The 15,444-nt window shown below is 64.1% G+C and carries 16 protein-coding genes; 7 read left to right on the forward strand and 9 right to left on the reverse strand.

Features of this window, described 5'->3' with window-relative positions:
- Positions 1–110: 110 nt before the first annotated feature.
- A complete protein-coding gene (locus BLU35_RS15855) occupies positions 111–1,178 on the reverse strand; it encodes an alkene reductase (RefSeq protein WP_176907281.1) in 1,068 nt (355 codons plus the stop codon).
- A 106-nt stretch (positions 1,179–1,284) separates the two neighbouring features.
- Here BLU35_RS15855 and BLU35_RS15860 point away from each other — a divergent pair, with 106 nt between their 5' ends.
- Entirely contained in the window at positions 1,285–2,163 is an 879-nt protein-coding gene (locus BLU35_RS15860; RefSeq protein WP_093233674.1) for a LysR family transcriptional regulator, read from the forward strand.
- Positions 2,164–2,325: 162 nt separating this feature from the next.
- Complete coding sequence (locus BLU35_RS15865) at positions 2,326–4,059, forward strand: adenylate/guanylate cyclase domain-containing protein (protein ID WP_093233675.1); 1,734 nt, start codon at positions 2,326–2,328, stop codon at positions 4,057–4,059.
- A 48-nt stretch (positions 4,060–4,107) separates the two neighbouring features.
- Here the strand turns inward: BLU35_RS15865 and BLU35_RS15870 are convergent, their stop codons facing one another.
- Complete coding sequence (locus BLU35_RS15870; RefSeq protein WP_093233723.1) at positions 4,108–4,476, reverse strand: hypothetical protein; 369 nt, start codon at positions 4,474–4,476, stop codon at positions 4,108–4,110.
- A gap of 169 nt (positions 4,477–4,645) precedes the next feature.
- Here BLU35_RS15870 and BLU35_RS36145 point away from each other — a divergent pair, with 169 nt between their 5' ends.
- Positions 4,646–4,774, forward strand: a complete 129-nt coding sequence (locus BLU35_RS36145) for a hypothetical protein (RefSeq protein WP_286161533.1) — start codon at positions 4,646–4,648, stop codon at positions 4,772–4,774.
- An 80-nt stretch (positions 4,775–4,854) separates the two neighbouring features.
- Here the strand turns inward: BLU35_RS36145 and cax are convergent, their stop codons facing one another.
- Both cax and BLU35_RS35635 read right to left on the reverse strand, forming a co-directional pair.
- A complete protein-coding gene (cax, locus tag BLU35_RS15875) occupies positions 4,855–5,952 on the reverse strand; it encodes a calcium/proton exchanger (RefSeq protein ID WP_093233676.1) in 1,098 nt (365 codons plus the stop codon).
- Positions 5,953–6,063: 111 nt separating this feature from the next.
- A complete protein-coding gene (locus BLU35_RS35635) occupies positions 6,064–6,285 on the reverse strand; it encodes a hypothetical protein (RefSeq protein ID WP_176907268.1) in 222 nt (73 codons plus the stop codon).
- Here BLU35_RS35635 and BLU35_RS15880 point away from each other — a divergent pair.
- Together BLU35_RS15880 and BLU35_RS15885 are read left to right on the forward strand one after the other, a co-directional pair.
- Entirely contained in the window at positions 6,235–8,310 is a 2,076-nt protein-coding gene (locus BLU35_RS15880) for an ATP-binding protein (protein WP_093233677.1), read from the forward strand. The two genes, BLU35_RS35635 and BLU35_RS15880, sit on opposite strands and share 51 nt — an antisense overlap.
- A gap of 236 nt (positions 8,311–8,546) precedes the next feature.
- Entirely contained in the window at positions 8,547–8,948 is a 402-nt protein-coding gene (locus BLU35_RS15885; protein ID WP_057253593.1) for a VOC family protein, read from the forward strand.
- A 29-nt stretch (positions 8,949–8,977) separates the two neighbouring features.
- On the opposite strand, the gene BLU35_RS15890 is transcribed toward BLU35_RS15885, so the two are convergent.
- Together BLU35_RS15890 and miaA are read right to left on the reverse strand one after the other, a co-directional pair.
- Positions 8,978–9,265: a hypothetical protein gene (locus BLU35_RS15890; RefSeq protein WP_093233678.1), complete on the reverse strand. Its 288-nt coding sequence runs from the start codon at positions 9,263–9,265 to the stop codon at positions 8,978–8,980.
- Positions 9,262–10,200, reverse strand: a complete 939-nt coding sequence (miaA, locus tag BLU35_RS15895) for a tRNA (adenosine(37)-N6)-dimethylallyltransferase MiaA (protein WP_093233679.1) — start codon at positions 10,198–10,200, stop codon at positions 9,262–9,264. The genes BLU35_RS15890 and miaA overlap by 4 nt, the downstream gene beginning before the upstream one ends.
- On the opposite strand from miaA, the gene serB reads away from it, so the two are divergent.
- Both serB and BLU35_RS15905 read left to right on the forward strand, forming a co-directional pair.
- Positions 10,199–11,086: a phosphoserine phosphatase SerB gene (gene serB / locus BLU35_RS15900; RefSeq protein ID WP_093233680.1), complete on the forward strand. Its 888-nt coding sequence runs from the start codon at positions 10,199–10,201 to the stop codon at positions 11,084–11,086. The genes miaA and serB overlap by 2 nt on opposite strands.
- Positions 11,083–11,649 carry a GNAT family N-acetyltransferase gene (locus BLU35_RS15905; protein WP_093233681.1) on the forward strand — a complete coding sequence of 189 codons (567 nt, stop codon included), beginning with the start codon at positions 11,083–11,085 and terminating at the stop codon, positions 11,647–11,649. The genes serB and BLU35_RS15905 overlap by 4 nt, the downstream gene beginning before the upstream one ends.
- Before the next feature lie 86 nt (positions 11,650–11,735).
- Here the strand turns inward: BLU35_RS15905 and BLU35_RS15910 are convergent, their stop codons facing one another.
- The 3 genes from BLU35_RS15910 to BLU35_RS15920 form a co-directional block, all read right to left on the reverse strand.
- Positions 11,736–12,638: a LysR substrate-binding domain-containing protein gene (locus BLU35_RS15910; protein ID WP_093233682.1), complete on the reverse strand. Its 903-nt coding sequence runs from the start codon at positions 12,636–12,638 to the stop codon at positions 11,736–11,738.
- A 588-nt stretch (positions 12,639–13,226) separates the two neighbouring features.
- Positions 13,227–14,708, reverse strand: a complete 1,482-nt coding sequence (locus BLU35_RS15915) for a DegQ family serine endoprotease (RefSeq protein WP_093233683.1) — start codon at positions 14,706–14,708, stop codon at positions 13,227–13,229.
- 349 nt (positions 14,709–15,057) lie between these two features.
- Positions 15,058–15,444 (reverse strand): ACT domain-containing protein, encoded by a 387-nt coding sequence (locus BLU35_RS15920; RefSeq protein WP_057253576.1) that lies wholly within the window; start codon positions 15,442–15,444, stop codon positions 15,058–15,060.

The following is a 15,444-nucleotide window of genomic DNA, read 5'->3' on the forward strand; positions in this document are numbered from 1 at the left end:
CCGAGAAGCTCAATGCGCTCCTATGGTCGGGTGATCAAGACGTGCAGCTACTGCATGTTTCCTTTAATCGTAGCCGGTTAAAGGACAAAAACATGCAGTAGGCTCCCGCTTCAGGCGGTAGCGGCGAGCGCCGGATAGTCGACGTAACCCTTCGCGGTGCCGCCGAAATAGGTCATGCGGTCAGCATAGTTCATAGGCGCGTCGGCCTTCAGCCGGTGAACGAAATCCGGATTGGCCAGCACCATCTGGCCATAAGCCTCCAGATCGGCGAGCCCCGATGTCAGATCGGAACCGATCTCGTCGCGTCCGCGGCCGGGCCTGTTCAGGATCAAGGGCTGCGTCCAGAGCTTGCGGATCGAGGCGAGCAATGGCTCGTCGCCCGCATGCATGATGTGCAGATAGGCAAGGCCCAGCCTGTCGAGTTCGGCAACCAGATAACGATAAAGATCAGGCCCTTCGGCGCCCTCGTCGATGCCCCACATCGCAAGGCCGGGAGAAAGCCGGATGGCGGTGCGGTCCGCGCCGATCTCCTCGGCGATGGCCGCGGCCACCTCGATCGCAAACCGCGCCCGGTTCTCGATTGATCCGCCATATTCGTCGGTGCGAGTGTTGGCGCTCGGCGCCAGGAACTGATGGACCAGATAGGCGTTGGCGCCATGGATCTCGACGCCATCGGCACCGGCCTCTACCGCGCGACGAGCCGCATGGCGGAAGTCGGCAACGGTCCGGCGCACTTCTTCGGTTGTCAGCGCCCGCGGCGTCGGGATGTCCTGCATGCCCGTTGCCGTGAACATGCCACTCCCCGGCGCGATCGCCGACGGCGCAACGCCCTGGCGATGATGCGGCGTGTTGTCGGGGTGCGACATGCGCCCGGCATGCATGAGCTGGACGAAGATATGACCGCCCCTCTCGTGCACGGCGGCAGTGATCTTCTTCCAGCCGGCGACATGCGCATCGGTGTAGATGCCGGGCGTGGTGAGATAGCCCTGGCCATCGTCCGAAGGCTGGGTGCCCTCGGTCACGATCAGGCCGACGCTGGCGCGCTGGGCGTAATATTCGGCGGCAAGTGTGCCGGGCGTACCATCGAATTCGGCGCGGCTGCGGGTCATGGGCGCCATGGTCAGCCGGTTGGCAAGCGTGTAGCGACCGATGCGGACAGGGTTGAATAGCAGGCTCATAGGATCTCCTTCGAGGCTTGTCCTTAACTTGGAGTCCTTGTCCACCATTCCGTTTCCGGGATAAATATAGCCATACTGAATTTACTGTTCCACTGATGGAGCAAAGATGACCCATTTGAACGACATGGCACTGTTCGTCGAAGTCGCGAAAGCCAGAAGCTTTCGCAAAGCCGCCGAAATCGTCGGCATGCCCAACTCCACCCTGTCGCGGCGGATCAGCGAATTGGAGAAGGCGATCGGGCTGCGGCTGCTTCACCGCACGACGCGAAAGATCGAACTCACCGAAGCGGGCCAGCTCTATTTCGAGCGCAGCAAACGCATCGTCGACGAAGCGCGCCTCGCCCACGAGCAGCTCGGCGCGATGCTGGAGCAGCCGAGCGGCCTCCTGCGCGTCTCCATGCCGGTCGATTTCGCAACCATCTACATGACGCCGCTGATCGCGGAATTCGCCCGGCGCTATCCCGGCATTACCTTCGACTTCGACCTGACGCCGCGGCGCGTCGATCTGGTGGCGGAGCCCTTCGATGTAGTGATCCGTGCTGGCGAATTGCAGGATTCACGCCTGATCGCGCGGCTGCTCGGCCGCCACGCACGCTATCTCTACGCTTCCCCTGCCTATCTGGCGGCGTCTGGGGAGCCACAGGATCCGGCAGATCTGGCCCGCCACGACTGCATCTCCATGCCGAGGGCAACGGACTGGACGCTGCATGATGGCAGCAACCACAAGATCGAGGTTTCGGTCGGCGGCCGCTTCACGGTCAACAATGTCGGCATGATGAGCGCACTTGCCGTCAACGGTCAGGGCATCGCCTTGTTGGCCGAACGCATCGCCGGTGACGATTTCGCCGAGGGCCGGTTGAAGCGTGTGCTGCCCGCCTGGGAGGGCACCTCCGTCGCAATCCACGCCATCACCGAAACGCGGCTGCTGCCGGCCAAGACCCAACGCTTCATTGAATTTCTGCAGCAGCAGATGGGACGCAGCTAGAGTGAATCGCGCAGAAGTACGCAGCGGTTTTACGAAACGACATTCGAAAAATCGAAAAAGACGCAAGGAGCGAATCTGAAAAACGCGCTTGGACCGCGAACGCCTTCATCTTCCGGCCCTAGTGAGAACACGCTAAAATATAGACAGCATGCGGAGAGCAGGATGGCAAACGGGCGCGTCGAGCGGCGACTTGCGGTCATCATGGCCACCGATATTGTCGGCTACTCCCGTCTGACGGAGGCCGACGAAATTCGCACGCTTGGCACTATGAAGCGGCTGCAGACGTCCATCCTTGCTCCCAGCATCGCCGCCTGCAGCGGGCGGATCGTCAAGCTGATGGGTGACGGCGCGCTGGTCGTCTTCGACTCCGCCGTCAACGCGGTGGATTGCGCCCTATCGCTGCAGGAGGCGCTCGCTTCCGATCAGCTGGAGCAGCCTCCCGACGACCGCATCCTCGTCAGGATCGGCATCAATCTCGCCGACGTCGTCATTGAAGGAGACGATCTCCTTGGCGACGGCGTCAACGTCGCCGCGCGCCTGCAGGCCTCGGCGTCCCCCGGTGGGATATGCATCGCCGATGTCGTCCATCGGCAACTCAGCGCCAAGAACCGATCGGCCTTCCTCGACGGCGGCGAGATCGCGCTGAAGAACATCACGCGCCCCATCCGCGTCTGGCACTGGACGGACGCACCGACAATGGGGCCGGCGGCCTCGCAAGCCTGCGCGCATACGTCGATCGCGGTCCTGCCATTCGAGAACCTCGGCGGCGCGACGGAGCAGACCTTCTTCAGCGACGGCGTCAGCGAGGACGTCATCGGCGGGCTCGCGCGGTTCCGCTCGCTTTCCGTCACATCAGCTAGTTCATCCTTCAGCTTCCGCGATCGAAGTGTCGATAGAAGGGAGATCGGCCGCCGGCTCGGCGTCACCTACCTCGTCGAGGGCAGCGTCCGCCGCGCCGGCGAGCGGATCCGCGTCACCGCGCAGCTGGTCGAGGCAGCGAGCGGCGCACACCTCTGGTCGGAGCATTACGACCGAAGCCTGACGGATATTTTCGCGGTGCAGGACGAGGTGACCCGGACGATCGTCTCCACCCTCGTCGGGCAGATCGAGAGCGCCGGCATGCGGCAGGCGCTCCGCAAGCCGCCGACGAGCCTTGCGGCCTATGAATTCTACCTGCGTGGGCTCGCGCATATTCGCGGCTACGAGCCGGAAGACAACCGGCAGGCATGCGCCATGTTCCAAGCGGCCGTCGACCGCGACCCGCATTTTGCCTTGGCTTACGCCCATCTGGCACTCGCGATCACCGCCGCGCAAGGCTACGCCAATGCCCCGCAGGACGTTCTCGACAGTGCCCTGGCCATGGCGCGCAAAGCGGTCTCGCTCGACGAGACCGAAGGCGGTTGCCAGCGGCTGCTGGCGCTCATTCACGTCAATCGCCGCGAATTCGAGTTGGCCGAACGGCACTATCGGCGCGCCTATCTGCTGAACCCCAATGATGCCAGTACGCTGGTGCAGATGGGAGGTCTCTTTGCGCGACGCGGCAAGCTTGATGAAGCAATGGAGTGGATCAACGAAGGCTTCCGGTTGAACCCATTTCCGCCACCCTGGTATAGCGCTGCACTCGGCAACGCCCTCTATATCCTCGGCCGCTATGAAGAGGCAGCCGCGGCGCTCAAGGAGTTGCCCAATCCCGGCCCCTTCACGCTCGCGCGCCTTGTCGCCTGCCATGCGCAGGCCGGCAGCAGCGCCGCCGCCGAGGAGACGAAGGCCCGCCTTCTGCAGGTGCGCCCGGACTTCTCGACGGAAGACTTCATCCGGCGCGGCCTCCTGCTTGAGCTGGACGAACACCGCGACCTGTTCCGCCAGGGCCTGCTGAAGGCAGGACTGCCGGCGTGACGCAATCGGCTGGCCCGATCATGGAACCGTTTCACACCGGAATTGGTTTCAGAACCGCGAAAAGCCCGTGAGCGGCGGCATGATGAAACCGCGCCCGTCACCGATGAAGGGCGCAAGCCCCTTGGCCACCGCCTCGCTCGGATTGCCGTAGACCTCGAGCCGCTCCACCGTGCAATGGGCAGACACATCCTGGATATGCGCGTCGGACATCTGCCAGTGTCGGAGCACGTCCTGCGAATTACGATAGAGCTGGATACTTACCGCCTGCATCGCCTTCTCGTCGATGAAGGTCTGCGCCATCAGCTGCGGTGCGTGCGTTTCAACGAAGGCGATCGCGCTCAGCACCGCCTCGCGGAACGGATCGAGATGGCCGGGGGTGATCCTCATCAGGTTCCGAAAAAGCAGCTGCTCAGTCATGCCGTCCTCCATGTCGCTTGTCGTCTGGCTCCCCGGGCCGGGCTAGAACCGGGAATGACGCTCCGCGCGTCGTCATGGAATTGTAGGAGCTCAACTATAGTTGAGGTCAAGCCTGATAAATCTCGTGCACCCCGCATTAACACTTGCCGTGGAAGATTCGCATTGCTGCATGATGCAGCTTCAAACCAAGGGCAATGATATGCTTGACCTCCCTGTGTTGATGCCGCTCGTCATCAGCTTTGCTGCGATCTACCTGTTCTTCCGCTGGGTCGTATTCGACATGAACTCCCCCAAATAGCCGGCAGCCGCGCGCCACCTCGATCCCCGCCATCCCGCCCGAAGATCCCTTGATATCGTCGACCAGACGGAAGCCGCGTCTCACAGCTGTTGTGGTGGCAGCAGGAACAGGGTCATGCCGAAGATCACGTAGACCGTCAGCGCCAGCACGCCCATGTACCAGGCAGAACGGCCGGCATTCGACAGCAGCGTCGCCGCCATCGTCGCGACCAGCATCATCACGATGGCCCCCGGCCAGAACTGCAGGTCCATCGGCTGCGGCCCGAGCACATAGCTCAAGAGCACCAGCAGCGGCGCGACAAAGAGAGCGATCTGCACCGCGCTGCCGAGCGCGATGCCGACGCTCAGGTCGAGCCGGTCCTTGCGCGCGGCGGAAAAGGCGGTCGCCATCTCGGCGGCGGCCCCGACCAGCGCCACGACGACGAAGCCGACGAAGGCCGGCGTCATGCCAAGCTCTTCCGCCGCCACCTGCACCGAGCCGACGAAAACCTCGCTGACGAGCGCCACCAGCACGGTCACCGCCAGAAGCACGCCGATACCGGTCGCCAGCGGCCAATGCGCCTCCTCTCCGCCATGCCCGGAGCCGGCGGAGATGAAAAGCTCGCGATGGGTCCTGAGCGAAAACAGCATCCAGAGCCCGTAGACGACGATCAGGACAACAGACAGGCCGGCGCTCAATTGCTGGGTGAAGGGCGTCTGCGGCTGTCCATCGGCTGCGCCGATGAGCGACGGCACGAGAACCGCGACCGTCGCCATGAACAGAAGGCTCGCCAGGAAGCGCGCATTCACCCGGTTGAACTCCTGCAGATGATAGCGCAGTCCGCCGAAGAGGAACGAGCCTCCGAGCATGAAGAGCGTATTGGTGACGATGGCGCCGGCGATCGAGGCCTTGACCAGCAGGTACTGACCGGCGGCGAGCGCCATCAGCGCGATGACGAGTTCCGTCAGGTTGCCGAGCGTCGCGTTGAGGAGCGCGCCGATCGTATCGCCGGTTCGTGCCGCGACGGACTCCGTCGCCTGGCTGAGCAGGGCCGCAAGCGGTACGATGGCAGCCACCGAAAGGAGGAAGAGCAATGTGTGTGCCCCCGGCCAGATGTGCTCGCCCGCGATCGCCAGGGGGACGAAAACGAGAAGCCAGAGAATGGGTGTCCGGCGCACGTAATCAAATGCACTGCCCATGGCCGCCTCCCCCCGCCAACCGGCAAGCCTAACCGGATGCCATCTCCGGCTGGATGCTGTTGGTCAGGGCATAGGATTATTCCGCTTCAGGCAAAGGCGCATTGACTTTTATCAAGTCGTACGCGCAACCGCCCTATCGTCGACCAGCCGCGCCACGAGATCGCCGAGCAGGCGCTGCCGACCGTGCTGATCGGCGTCGCTTCGGCCGGCGTCCTGCGCCACATCCTGGGCTGAGCGTCGCGCAAAATCCGCGAAACCACTTGTTAAATCCCCCCGGCTAACATGAGCGACCGTGATGCCGGGGTTTTTGCGTTGCTGAACAATGATCTTCATTCCTCAATCCGCGCGGGAGAGCAGGATCGCCGTGACGGCCTGAAGCCCGGCAACCGGTTCCTGGGGCGTGTCGTCGCGTGCAGCGGCGCGCGCGCCACGATCGCTGCCGTCGCCGAAAACGGCGAAACGTCGCTGACCGAACTCTGGTCGGTCGGGCGACTGATCTCGATCTCCGTCGGCAGAAACCGCGTCGTGGCGCTGGTCTATTCCATGCAGACCGCCTCGGCCGAATGGGGCGAGGAAGCCAACAACACCTTCCGCATCGAAGTCGAACTGATGGGCGAGGTCCACAAGGGGGCCGATGGGCGCGAGACGTTTTCCGCCGGCATCAGCCAATATCCCTATCTCGGCGCCATCGTGCACCGCATTCGCGCGGCCGACCTTGCACGCATCTACGATTCCGGCCGCAGCGACAGCTGCATCATCGGCAAGCTCACTCAGGACGAGAGCCTCGACGCGACCATCCACGTTCCCTCGATGCTCGCCAAGCACTTCGCCATCGTCGGCACGACCGGTGTCGGCAAATCGACCGCAGTCACGCTGCTGCTCAACAAGGCGATCGCCTCGGATCCGAAGCTGCGCGTGCTGATCCTCGACCCGCACAACGAGTTTGCCGCCGCCTTCCCGGAGCTTGCGGTCGTCATCGACACAGACACGCTCGACCTGCCCTTCTGGTTCTTCCGCCTCGAGGAATTCGCCGAGGTGATCTTCCGCGGCCGCCCGGCACCGCCGGACGAACTCGACATGCTGCGCGACATCATTCCCGAAGCGAAGAAGGCTTTCCGGGGCGGCGAATCCGGCCTCATGCGGCGCCAGACGGAGAAAAGCTCGATCACCGCGGATACGCCGGTGCCCTACCGGATTGCAGACCTCTTGGCGCTGATCGACGAACGCATCGGCCGGCTTGAGGGGCGCAACGACAAGCCGCATCTGCGCTCGCTGAAGGTCAAGATCGTCTCGGCGATCAACGATCCGCGCTACCATTTCATGTTCTCCTCGAACACCATCACCGACACGATCCAGGACACGATCGCCAAGATCTTCCGCATTCCCGGCGATGGAAAGCCGATCGCCACCTTCGAACTTGCCGGCATTCCCTCGGAAGTCGTCAATTCCGTCGCTTCGGTGCTCTGCCGCATGGCCTTCGAAATCGGCCTGTGGAGCAATGGCGGCATTCACATGCTTGTCGTCTGCGAAGAGGCGCACCGCTACGTGCCGGCCGATCCCTCGCTCGGGTTCCTGCCGACCCGCCAGGCGATTGCCCGCATCGCCAAGGAGGGCCGCAAATACGGCGTCTCGCTCGGCGTCATCACCCAGCGCCCCGGCGAGCTCGACCCGACGATCCTTTCCCAGTGCTCGACGGTCTTTGCCATGCGGCTTGCCAACGACCGCGACCAGGAGATCATTCGTTCGGCCATCCCGAACTCCTCGACCTCGACCACCAGCTTCATCTCCTCGATCGGCAACGGCGAAGCGATCGCCTTCGGCGAGGCCGTCGCGGTGCCGATGCGCATGCGTTTCAACCGGATAGCCGAAGAGCGCCTGCCGCGCGCCCACGGCATCGTCGACCGGATCGACGAAGACGCACCGCCGACCGTCGACCTGCGCTCGATCGTCAGCCGCATGCGGGCGATCAACGGGCCGGATATTTCCGGCTTCCAGCAGAGCTACATTGCGGCAACGACCGGCAGCGAAGAGCAGCGCTGGGACAGCGAACTCGGCGCCACATCCGCAAGCGAGGCGGAGCATGGCTTCGCCGACGAGGCCCTCTCTGCCGAGCCCTACCGCCCGGACATGCTTCCACGCAGCACCATTTCCCCCAATCCCGAGCTGGAGCGCTTCAACCAGATCCGCCAACAGCTTCTGAACGAAAAGCCCGCGGCCGAGCAGCCCGCGCCTCGCTTCGCGGCGCCGCCGCCCACAGCACACGATTCGCCGCCCACCGCGGGCGATCGACCGCGCGAAGGGTCGCTCCGGGAAAGCCTGCTGAAGCGGCCGCTCGGCAGCATCATCCGCAAGACCTAGCGCAAATTCCCGTCGCTCCTTGCGCGACCCCTGGCCTTGCCAGGGAAATTGGGCCTCCGATAGAATACGGATCATAATTGTCTCGTGATCCGGGCGCTCATCCAAAGGTGCGGTCGCAAGGCTTCTGGAATGCCACGGAACCTTTGCAGCGCCCCGTCGTTGGTCTGCGCAATCCTGTAGCGCGAACAGACAGCGGATCTACAAGCACTCAACGAAAACGAAGTCAGGAGGCCGCCATGGTCGCAAGCGTAACCCCTTTCTTGATGTTCCAGGATGGCGTCGCGGAGGCAGCCATGGCCTTCTACATCTCGCTGTTCCCGAATGCCGAGGTGCTGGAGATCGAGCACTATGGCCCGGGCGAGCAGGGTCCTGAAGGCAGCATCAAGGTCGCGCTGTTCCGGCTCGGCGCACAGAGGGTCAAGTGCATCGACAGCCCGGTCAAACACGCCTTCGATTTTACCCCCTCCTTCTCCTTCTTCGTCGAATGCCAGAGCGAGGACGAGATCATCACGCTCGCGACCATGCTGGCCGAGGACGGCGCGGTGCTGATGCCGCTCGACAATTACGGTTTCAGCCAGCGCTTCAGTTGGGTCAACGACCGCTTCGGCGTTTCCTGGCAGCTGAATTTGGCGGCCTGAGCGCAACTCTGCCGAGCGAGACTGACGTGTCAGCCCCTCAAATCGGCATAGTCCCACGATGCCTCAAGCCGGAGACGGGCCTCTTTGACGACGTCGGCGTAGTCTGCCCGAAAAGGTGCGACCAGTTGCTTTTCCAGATCCGCAAGCAACCCGTGCAGCCCAGCGCATTCAGCGGTGCTTTCGAAGCACTCCGCGGCCGGCGTGGGAGCATCATTCTCCTCGCACCAACGGGAAAGAAGGTCGAAAAATACGAGGGCTTCATCGGGAGAAAGGCGGATTTCCGCGCTGTCGGGAAGTGATTTCTGCTCGTTTTTCATGGTCGGGAGTTGGCCCCTCCGCTCGACAACACGGCCTCGGCGCGCTCGATCCGCCGCCAGCTCTCGTCGAGCTGATTGCGGAACCAGGTCATCTGGCGCTTGGCATATTGCCGCGTTGCCGCAGCACCCATCTCAATCACCTCGGCCTCGTCGAGTTCGCCCCTCAAGAGTGCCGCAATCTGGCTGACGCCGATCGCCTTCATGAGGGGCATTTCCGGCGGCAGGTCGAGCGAAAGCAGCGTCCGCACTTCGTCGATCGCGCCGCCCGAAAGCATCAACTCGAAACGGCGATTGATGCGGTCGTGCAGGAGCTTGCGCTCCGGCAGCACCACGTATTTCTCCGCCCGGTCCGGATCGACGATCATCGGGCCGCTCTGCTTTTGGAAGAAGCGGATCGGCTTGCCGGTCGCCTCCACCACTTCGAGCGCCCGGACGATCCGCTGGCCGTCGCCGACGTTCAAGGTCGCCGCCGTCTCCGGGTCCTTGGCCTCGAGCACGCGATGCAGGGCTTCGGGCCCTTCCGCCTTCAGCCGTTCGCGCAGCCGCTCGCGGATCGCGGCCGGGATTTCGGGCATGTCTGAGAGACCGCCGGTCAGCGCCTTGAAATAGAGCCCGGTGCCGCCGACGAAGACCGGCATCCGCACCTCCTGCTTGAGCCGCGCGACCAGCGCCTGCGCCTCACGCACCCAGGCGCCGGTGGAATAGGCTGCGGCGGCCGGCACATGGCCATAGAGACAGTGCTCCACGCCGCCCATATCCGCTTCGTCGGGCCGCGCCGTCAGCAATCGCAGCGTGTCATAGACCTGCATGCTGTCGGCATTGACGACCACGCCGCCGTGCCGGCGCGCCAGTTCGACCGCAAGCGCAGACTTGCCGCTGGCGGTCGGCCCGGTTATCAGGATCGCGTCGCTCTCGGTTTCAAGGTTATTGTCCATGGCTCTCGTTGCCACGCTTATCGCCAATCCGTCAAATCCTGTTCTGACGCCAGCACTCGCGGAAACCGCCGCCGATGCCGTCAAGGCGTCCGGCCTCTATTGGCTGGCCGATGGCGTCGCCTGCGATATCGCGCTCGCCGACGGCGCCGACCCGGATGCGGCCGAAACCCTGCTGCGCGATGCAATCGGCGGCGCGCCGATCGATGTCGCCGTGCAGGACGCCGAGAGCCGCCGCAAGCGGCTTTTGATCGCCGACATGGATTCGACAATGATCGGCCAGGAATGTATCGACGAACTGGCCGCCGAAGTCGGCCTCAAGGACAAGGTGGCGGCCATCACCGCCCGCGCCATGAACGGCGAGATCGCCTTCGAGCCGGCGCTGATCGAGCGCGTCGCGCTTTTGAAGGGCCTGCCACTCAGCGTCGTCGACGAGGTGATCGCCAAACGCATCACTCTGACGCCGGGTGGACGCACCCTGATCGCGACGATGAAGAGCAAGGGGCATTACACCGCGCTCGTCTCCGGCGGCTTCACCGTCTTCACCGGACCGATCGCCGAGATGCTCGGCTTCGACGAGAACCGCGCCAACACGCTGATCGCCGAAGATGGCGTGCTGACCGGCGAGGTCGCCTCCCCCATCCTCGGCAAGCAGGCCAAGGTCGATGCCCTCATCGACATCGCCGGCCGCCTCGGCATCTCGACGGACGAAGCGCTTGCCGTCGGCGATGGTGCCAACGATCTCGGTATGATCCAGCTTGCCGGCACCGGCGTGGCGCTGCATGCCAAGCCCGTGGTCGCCGAACAGGCCAAGGTGCGCATCGACCACGGCGACCTGACCGCCCTTCTCTATCTCCAGGGCTATCGCAAGACGGATTTCGTCGGATGATCATCACCGAGACCGAGCGGCTGCGCATTCGGGCCTGGAAGGAAAGCGACCGCGATCTCTTCTTCGCCATCAACAGCGACCCCAAGGTCATGGAATTCTTCCCCTTCCGCCGCAACCGAGCGGAAGCCGACGCGCTCTTCGATCGTGTCGGTCGCGGCATCGCCGAGACCGGTCTGGGCTTCTTCGCGATAGCGCTGAAGGCCGACGACCGGCCGCTCGGCTTCTGCGGCCTCGCCTTGACCGACCTGGAGCCGCACCTGCCCAAGGGAACGGTCGAGATCGGCTGGCGACTGGCGCCGTCCTATTGGGGCAAGGGCTTTGTCACGGAAGCCGCCTCCGAGCTCCTGCGCTACGCCTTCGAGGAAAAGGGGCTCGACGAGGTCGTCTCCTTCGCGATCGCCGCCAACAGCCGCTCGACGGCGGTCATGCAACGGCTCGGCATGCACCGCGACGCCTCCCGCGACTTCGACCACCCCCGCGTCCCCGCCGACCAGCCGGCACTCGTGCGCCACGTGCTCTACGCCATCAGCGCCGCCGAGTGGCGGAAGCGGAACGCGAAGTAGCCAGGCCTTCTTTCGACAGGATTGCCCCTCACTATCCTGCCGGACAGAGAGGGGCCGATCACAACACTCTTGACTCTTGGCGCGCCTCACCTCTCCCGCCCGGCGCCCGGGTAGCTCCGCTCGATCCATTCAACAAACGCCTTCGCCGCATCCGACAGTGCATCGAAGCGCCGCGCCACGAGAAAGAACGCGCCATAGGGCACAGATTCCTCGAAAGGCTGGATCAACCGCCCGGCGATCACATCATCGCGCGCATGGTCGCGGTCGATCAGCCCTGCGCCGCTGCCACGGAGCGTCGCCTGCAGCACCATCGAACCATCGGCAAAGATGGCGCCGCGCTCGAGCTTCACCGGCGCGGCACCGGCGGTCGTGAACCATTGTTCCCAGAGAAGCCGGTTGTCCTCATGCAGAAGCGCGTGCTGCAGCAGGTCGTCGGGGCGATCGAGCGGCTGCCCGGCGCCGGCGAGCGCCGGCGCGATCACCGGGATCATCTCGACTTTCGCGAGCGGTCGCGCCTCCACCCGCGGCCATGAAACGGCGGTCAAGCTGTGGCGGATGGCGATGTCGGCGTCGCCGCTGCGAAACTCGGCGAGCCGGGATTCCGCATCGATCACCAGGTCGATCTCCGGGTGCGCCTCCTGAAACTCCTGCAGATGCGGCACCAGCCAGCACCCGGCAAAGGAAGGCTCGGCGCTGACCTTCAGCGTGTGCGAGAGCCGCCGCCCCGAAAGCATATCGAGGCTCTCTCCGACCATGTCGAATGCCGACGTCAGCACGCCAAGCAGCACGCGGCCATCGGCCGTCAGCCGGACGCTGCGATGATGACGCTCAAACAGCGGTCGGCCGATCAGATCCTCGAGCTCGCGCACCTGACGGCTGATCGCCGCCTGCGAAACGAAAAGCTCGGCGGCGGCCAGCGTGAAGCTCTCCAGCCGTCCCGCCGCCTCGAAACTCCGCAGCGCCGTCAGGGGCAATCGTCCGCGCTTCATGCATAACCTCAAGTTATCCGAAGCCGACAGTAAACTCGTTTGAGGGACAGGGGCAAGTGCGGTGAAATAAAGGTCAGAAAGGAGGTGCGGTCATGCTCGCGATCATCGACATCCTGTTCGAAGCCCTGCGGCTGATGACCTTCCAGCCGGCCCGCAGGAAGTCCCCGCATCCCGCACGGGCTGCGGCAAAGGACGACTGCTGACGACCATGCTTGGCTCTCCGCTAACCGCCCATTTCGCGATCTGCCCCTCTCCTCCGCGCGCACTCGGCTTGCGGCACAGTCCGAGAAGTCACGGAGGCTCGGCACGGGAACGAAAAATGGGATGGTCGCTATACTGCGAGCCGGTGCGACACACCCCTTCTCCCCGCCTGCGGGGAGAAGGTCGCGGCAACGGGATGAGGGGCATGTCCTGCCCGACGGCGAGGGACCACTCTGTTGAATCAAATCCTGAAGAAGCGGATTCAGCTTGCCAGCCCGGAAGCCGATACCCTTGAAAAGACTCAGGCAATCGGCTTCAGACAAAGGCAACGTCGCGGCACCGATCCGATGCCGCAACTGCAAGATCATGAAAGGCGCGGTGCGCCACCTACTCCACCCGCACCGTGACGAAGCGCAGTTCGCCGGTCTTGCTGGAGAGCATCAGGAGCGCGTTGCGGCGGCCGTTCGATTTCAGCTCCTCGACGCGATCGGCAACGTCGCCGGGCGTATCCATCGCCTCCTGGCCGACCTCGACGATCACGTCGCCTGGCTCGACACGGCGTTCCGCCGCCGCCGAATTCGGCGAGACCTCGGTGATGACAACGCCGTCCACGTCTTCGGCAATGCCGTATTTCTTCCGCATCTCCTCGTTCAGCGTCGCAAGCTTCATGCCGAGCACGACATCGGTCGCGGGCAGCGGGGCTGCTTCGGGCTTGTCCGGCTTTTGCGTCTCGTCGTTGGTTGTCGCCGCCGGCGCGGCAGCGACCTCATCGCCATCTTCGAGGCGACCGAGCGTCACCTTGACCGTCTGCTCCTTGCCGTCACGGACGACCACCACGTCGACCGCCTTGCCGACAGGGCTTTCGGCAACGGCACGCGGCAGATCGCGCATCTCCGTGACGTCACGGCCGTCGAACTTGACGATGACGTCGCCGGCCTTGATCTCGCCATGGGCAATCGGCCCGCCCTCGATGATGCCGGAGACGAGCGCGCCATGCGGCGTCGCCATCTTCAGGCTCTCGGCGATATCGTCGGTCACCGGCTGGATACGGACGCCGAGCCAGCCGCGCCGGGTCTCGCCGAAATCCTTGAGCTGCAGCACGACGTTGGCGGCAAGCTCCGTCGGTACCGAGAAGCCGATGCCGATCGAGCCACCCGACGGCGAGATGATCGCGGTGTTGATGCCGATCACTTCGCCGGCCATGTTGAAGAGCGGCCCGCCGGAGTTGCCGCGGTTGATCGCCGCGTCCGTCTGGATGAAGTTGTCGTAGGGACCGGCATTGATGTTGCGGCCGCGCGCCGAGATGATGCCGACGGAAACCGAGCCGCCGAGGCCGAACGGATTGCCGATCGCCATCACCCAGTCACCGATGCGCATCTTGCGGGAATCGCCGAAAGGCACCGCCTTCAGCGGCGTCTTCGGCTCCACCTTCAAGACCGCGAGATCGGTCTTGGTGTCCTTGCCGACGAGCTTGGCCTTGAGCTTGCTGCCATTGGCAAAGTTGATCTCGATATCGTCGGCGCCTTCGATCACGTGGTTGTTGGTAACGATGAAGCCGGTGGGGTCGATGACGAAGCCGGAGCCGAGCGAATCAACGGTGCGCTGACGGTTGCCGCCCTGGCCACCCTGCCCTTTGAAGAACTCGTCGAAATAGGGCTGGTAGGGCGAGCCCTCCGGCACCTGCGGTGCCGGCGCATCGTCATCGTTCTTGACCTTTTGCGAGGTCGCGATGTTGACGACCGCGTCCAGCAGCCCGGCGGCGAGATCGGCAACGGAAGCGGGACCGTTGGTCGGCGGGCGAATGGCCGTGTTCTGGGCGAGCGCCGTGCTGCTGAAGGCAAGCGCGCTTGTCAGCGCCAGAACGCCCAAGGTGGCGCCAAGCGAGTGAGCTCGGAATTTCGTTCGCGTGGACAAGTCGCTTAAGCTCCTCTGGCTGTTCGATGGTCGACCGCTTCTCTTGGCCGCCACCTCTCCTGCCTACGGCGCCGAGCGCCATAGCACTTTGATTCTTCGCACAATTCTGCGTCGACCGGAACCGGCAAGAGCGCCTATGCGGTAGGAACCGTCGACGCAATCCGCAAACCGCGCGACTTTCGATTTCACCTGAAGATAAGGCGGAATTCGGAAGCGTCCACACACGATTTCCTGATCCCCGCGCAGAGGACTGCGAAAGGCTGGAGGGTACCGGCTGCGTCTTCTTGGAAGGAGGCGCGACGTGTCAGGTCGTCAGGTCGTGCCCGTGGTCTTTCAGGGCCTGCACCGCCTTGTCGAGATCGGAACCGGCGACGAAGACATAGTCGGTGCTGAAGGTCGAATTGGCGAAGACGCCGACGCCGGCGGCCGAAAGCGGCCTGAGCACGGACGAGAGCACGCCGGGAACGTCAAAGGCAAAGTGCTGTTCGACGCGGAAGCAGCGCCAGCCGAGCGAGCTCTGGACGCTGGAAGGCACGCGGGCGGCTCGGCAGACCAGCGTCATCTCCTCGCGGGAGCTCGACACCGTCCAGAAGCCCGGCCCCGGCAACCATTCCGGTATGCTGGAGCCGATAGTGAGGCGGGTGATCGCGTATTCGGCATCGACCAGCCGGATCAGCAGTTTATGTGGCAT

Source organism: Sinorhizobium sp. NFACC03 (assembly GCF_900103435.1).
Taxonomy (GTDB): Bacteria; Pseudomonadota; Alphaproteobacteria; order Rhizobiales; family Rhizobiaceae; genus Ensifer.

What these genes read in the sequence shown, in the direction of transcription:
- BLU35_RS15855 (WP_176907281.1), bottom strand. Translation starts at nt 1,178, where the DNA reads ATGAGCCTGCTATTCAACCCTGTCCGCATCGGTCGCTACACGCTTGCC.
- BLU35_RS15860 (WP_093233674.1), top strand. Translation starts at nt 1,285, where the DNA reads ATGACCCATTTGAACGACATGGCACTGTTCGTCGAAGTCGCGAAAGCC.
- BLU35_RS15865 (WP_093233675.1), top strand. Translation starts at nt 2,326, where the DNA reads ATGGCAAACGGGCGCGTCGAGCGGCGACTTGCGGTCATCATGGCCACC.
- BLU35_RS15870 (WP_093233723.1), bottom strand. Translation starts at nt 4,476, where the DNA reads ATGACTGAGCAGCTGCTTTTTCGGAACCTGATGAGGATCACCCCCGGC.
- BLU35_RS36145 (WP_286161533.1), top strand. Translation starts at nt 4,646, where the DNA reads ATGATGCAGCTTCAAACCAAGGGCAATGATATGCTTGACCTCCCTGTG.
- cax (WP_093233676.1), bottom strand. Translation starts at nt 5,952, where the DNA reads ATGGGCAGTGCATTTGATTACGTGCGCCGGACACCCATTCTCTGGCTT.
- BLU35_RS15880 (WP_093233677.1), top strand. Translation starts at nt 6,235, where the DNA reads ATGAGCGACCGTGATGCCGGGGTTTTTGCGTTGCTGAACAATGATCTT.
- BLU35_RS35635 (WP_176907268.1), bottom strand. Translation starts at nt 6,285, where the DNA reads ATGAAGATCATTGTTCAGCAACGCAAAAACCCCGGCATCACGGTCGCT.
- BLU35_RS15885 (WP_057253593.1), top strand. Translation starts at nt 8,547, where the DNA reads ATGGTCGCAAGCGTAACCCCTTTCTTGATGTTCCAGGATGGCGTCGCG.
- BLU35_RS15890 (WP_093233678.1), bottom strand. Translation starts at nt 9,265, where the DNA reads ATGAAAAACGAGCAGAAATCACTTCCCGACAGCGCGGAAATCCGCCTT.
- serB (WP_093233680.1), top strand. Translation starts at nt 10,199, where the DNA reads ATGGCTCTCGTTGCCACGCTTATCGCCAATCCGTCAAATCCTGTTCTG.
- miaA (WP_093233679.1), bottom strand. Translation starts at nt 10,200, where the DNA reads ATGGACAATAACCTTGAAACCGAGAGCGACGCGATCCTGATAACCGGG.
- BLU35_RS15905 (WP_093233681.1), top strand. Translation starts at nt 11,083, where the DNA reads ATGATCATCACCGAGACCGAGCGGCTGCGCATTCGGGCCTGGAAGGAA.
- BLU35_RS15910 (WP_093233682.1), bottom strand. Translation starts at nt 12,638, where the DNA reads ATGAAGCGCGGACGATTGCCCCTGACGGCGCTGCGGAGTTTCGAGGCG.
- BLU35_RS15920 (WP_057253576.1), bottom strand. Translation starts at nt 15,444, where the DNA reads ATGCCACATAAACTGCTGATCCGGCTGGTCGATGCCGAATACGCGATC.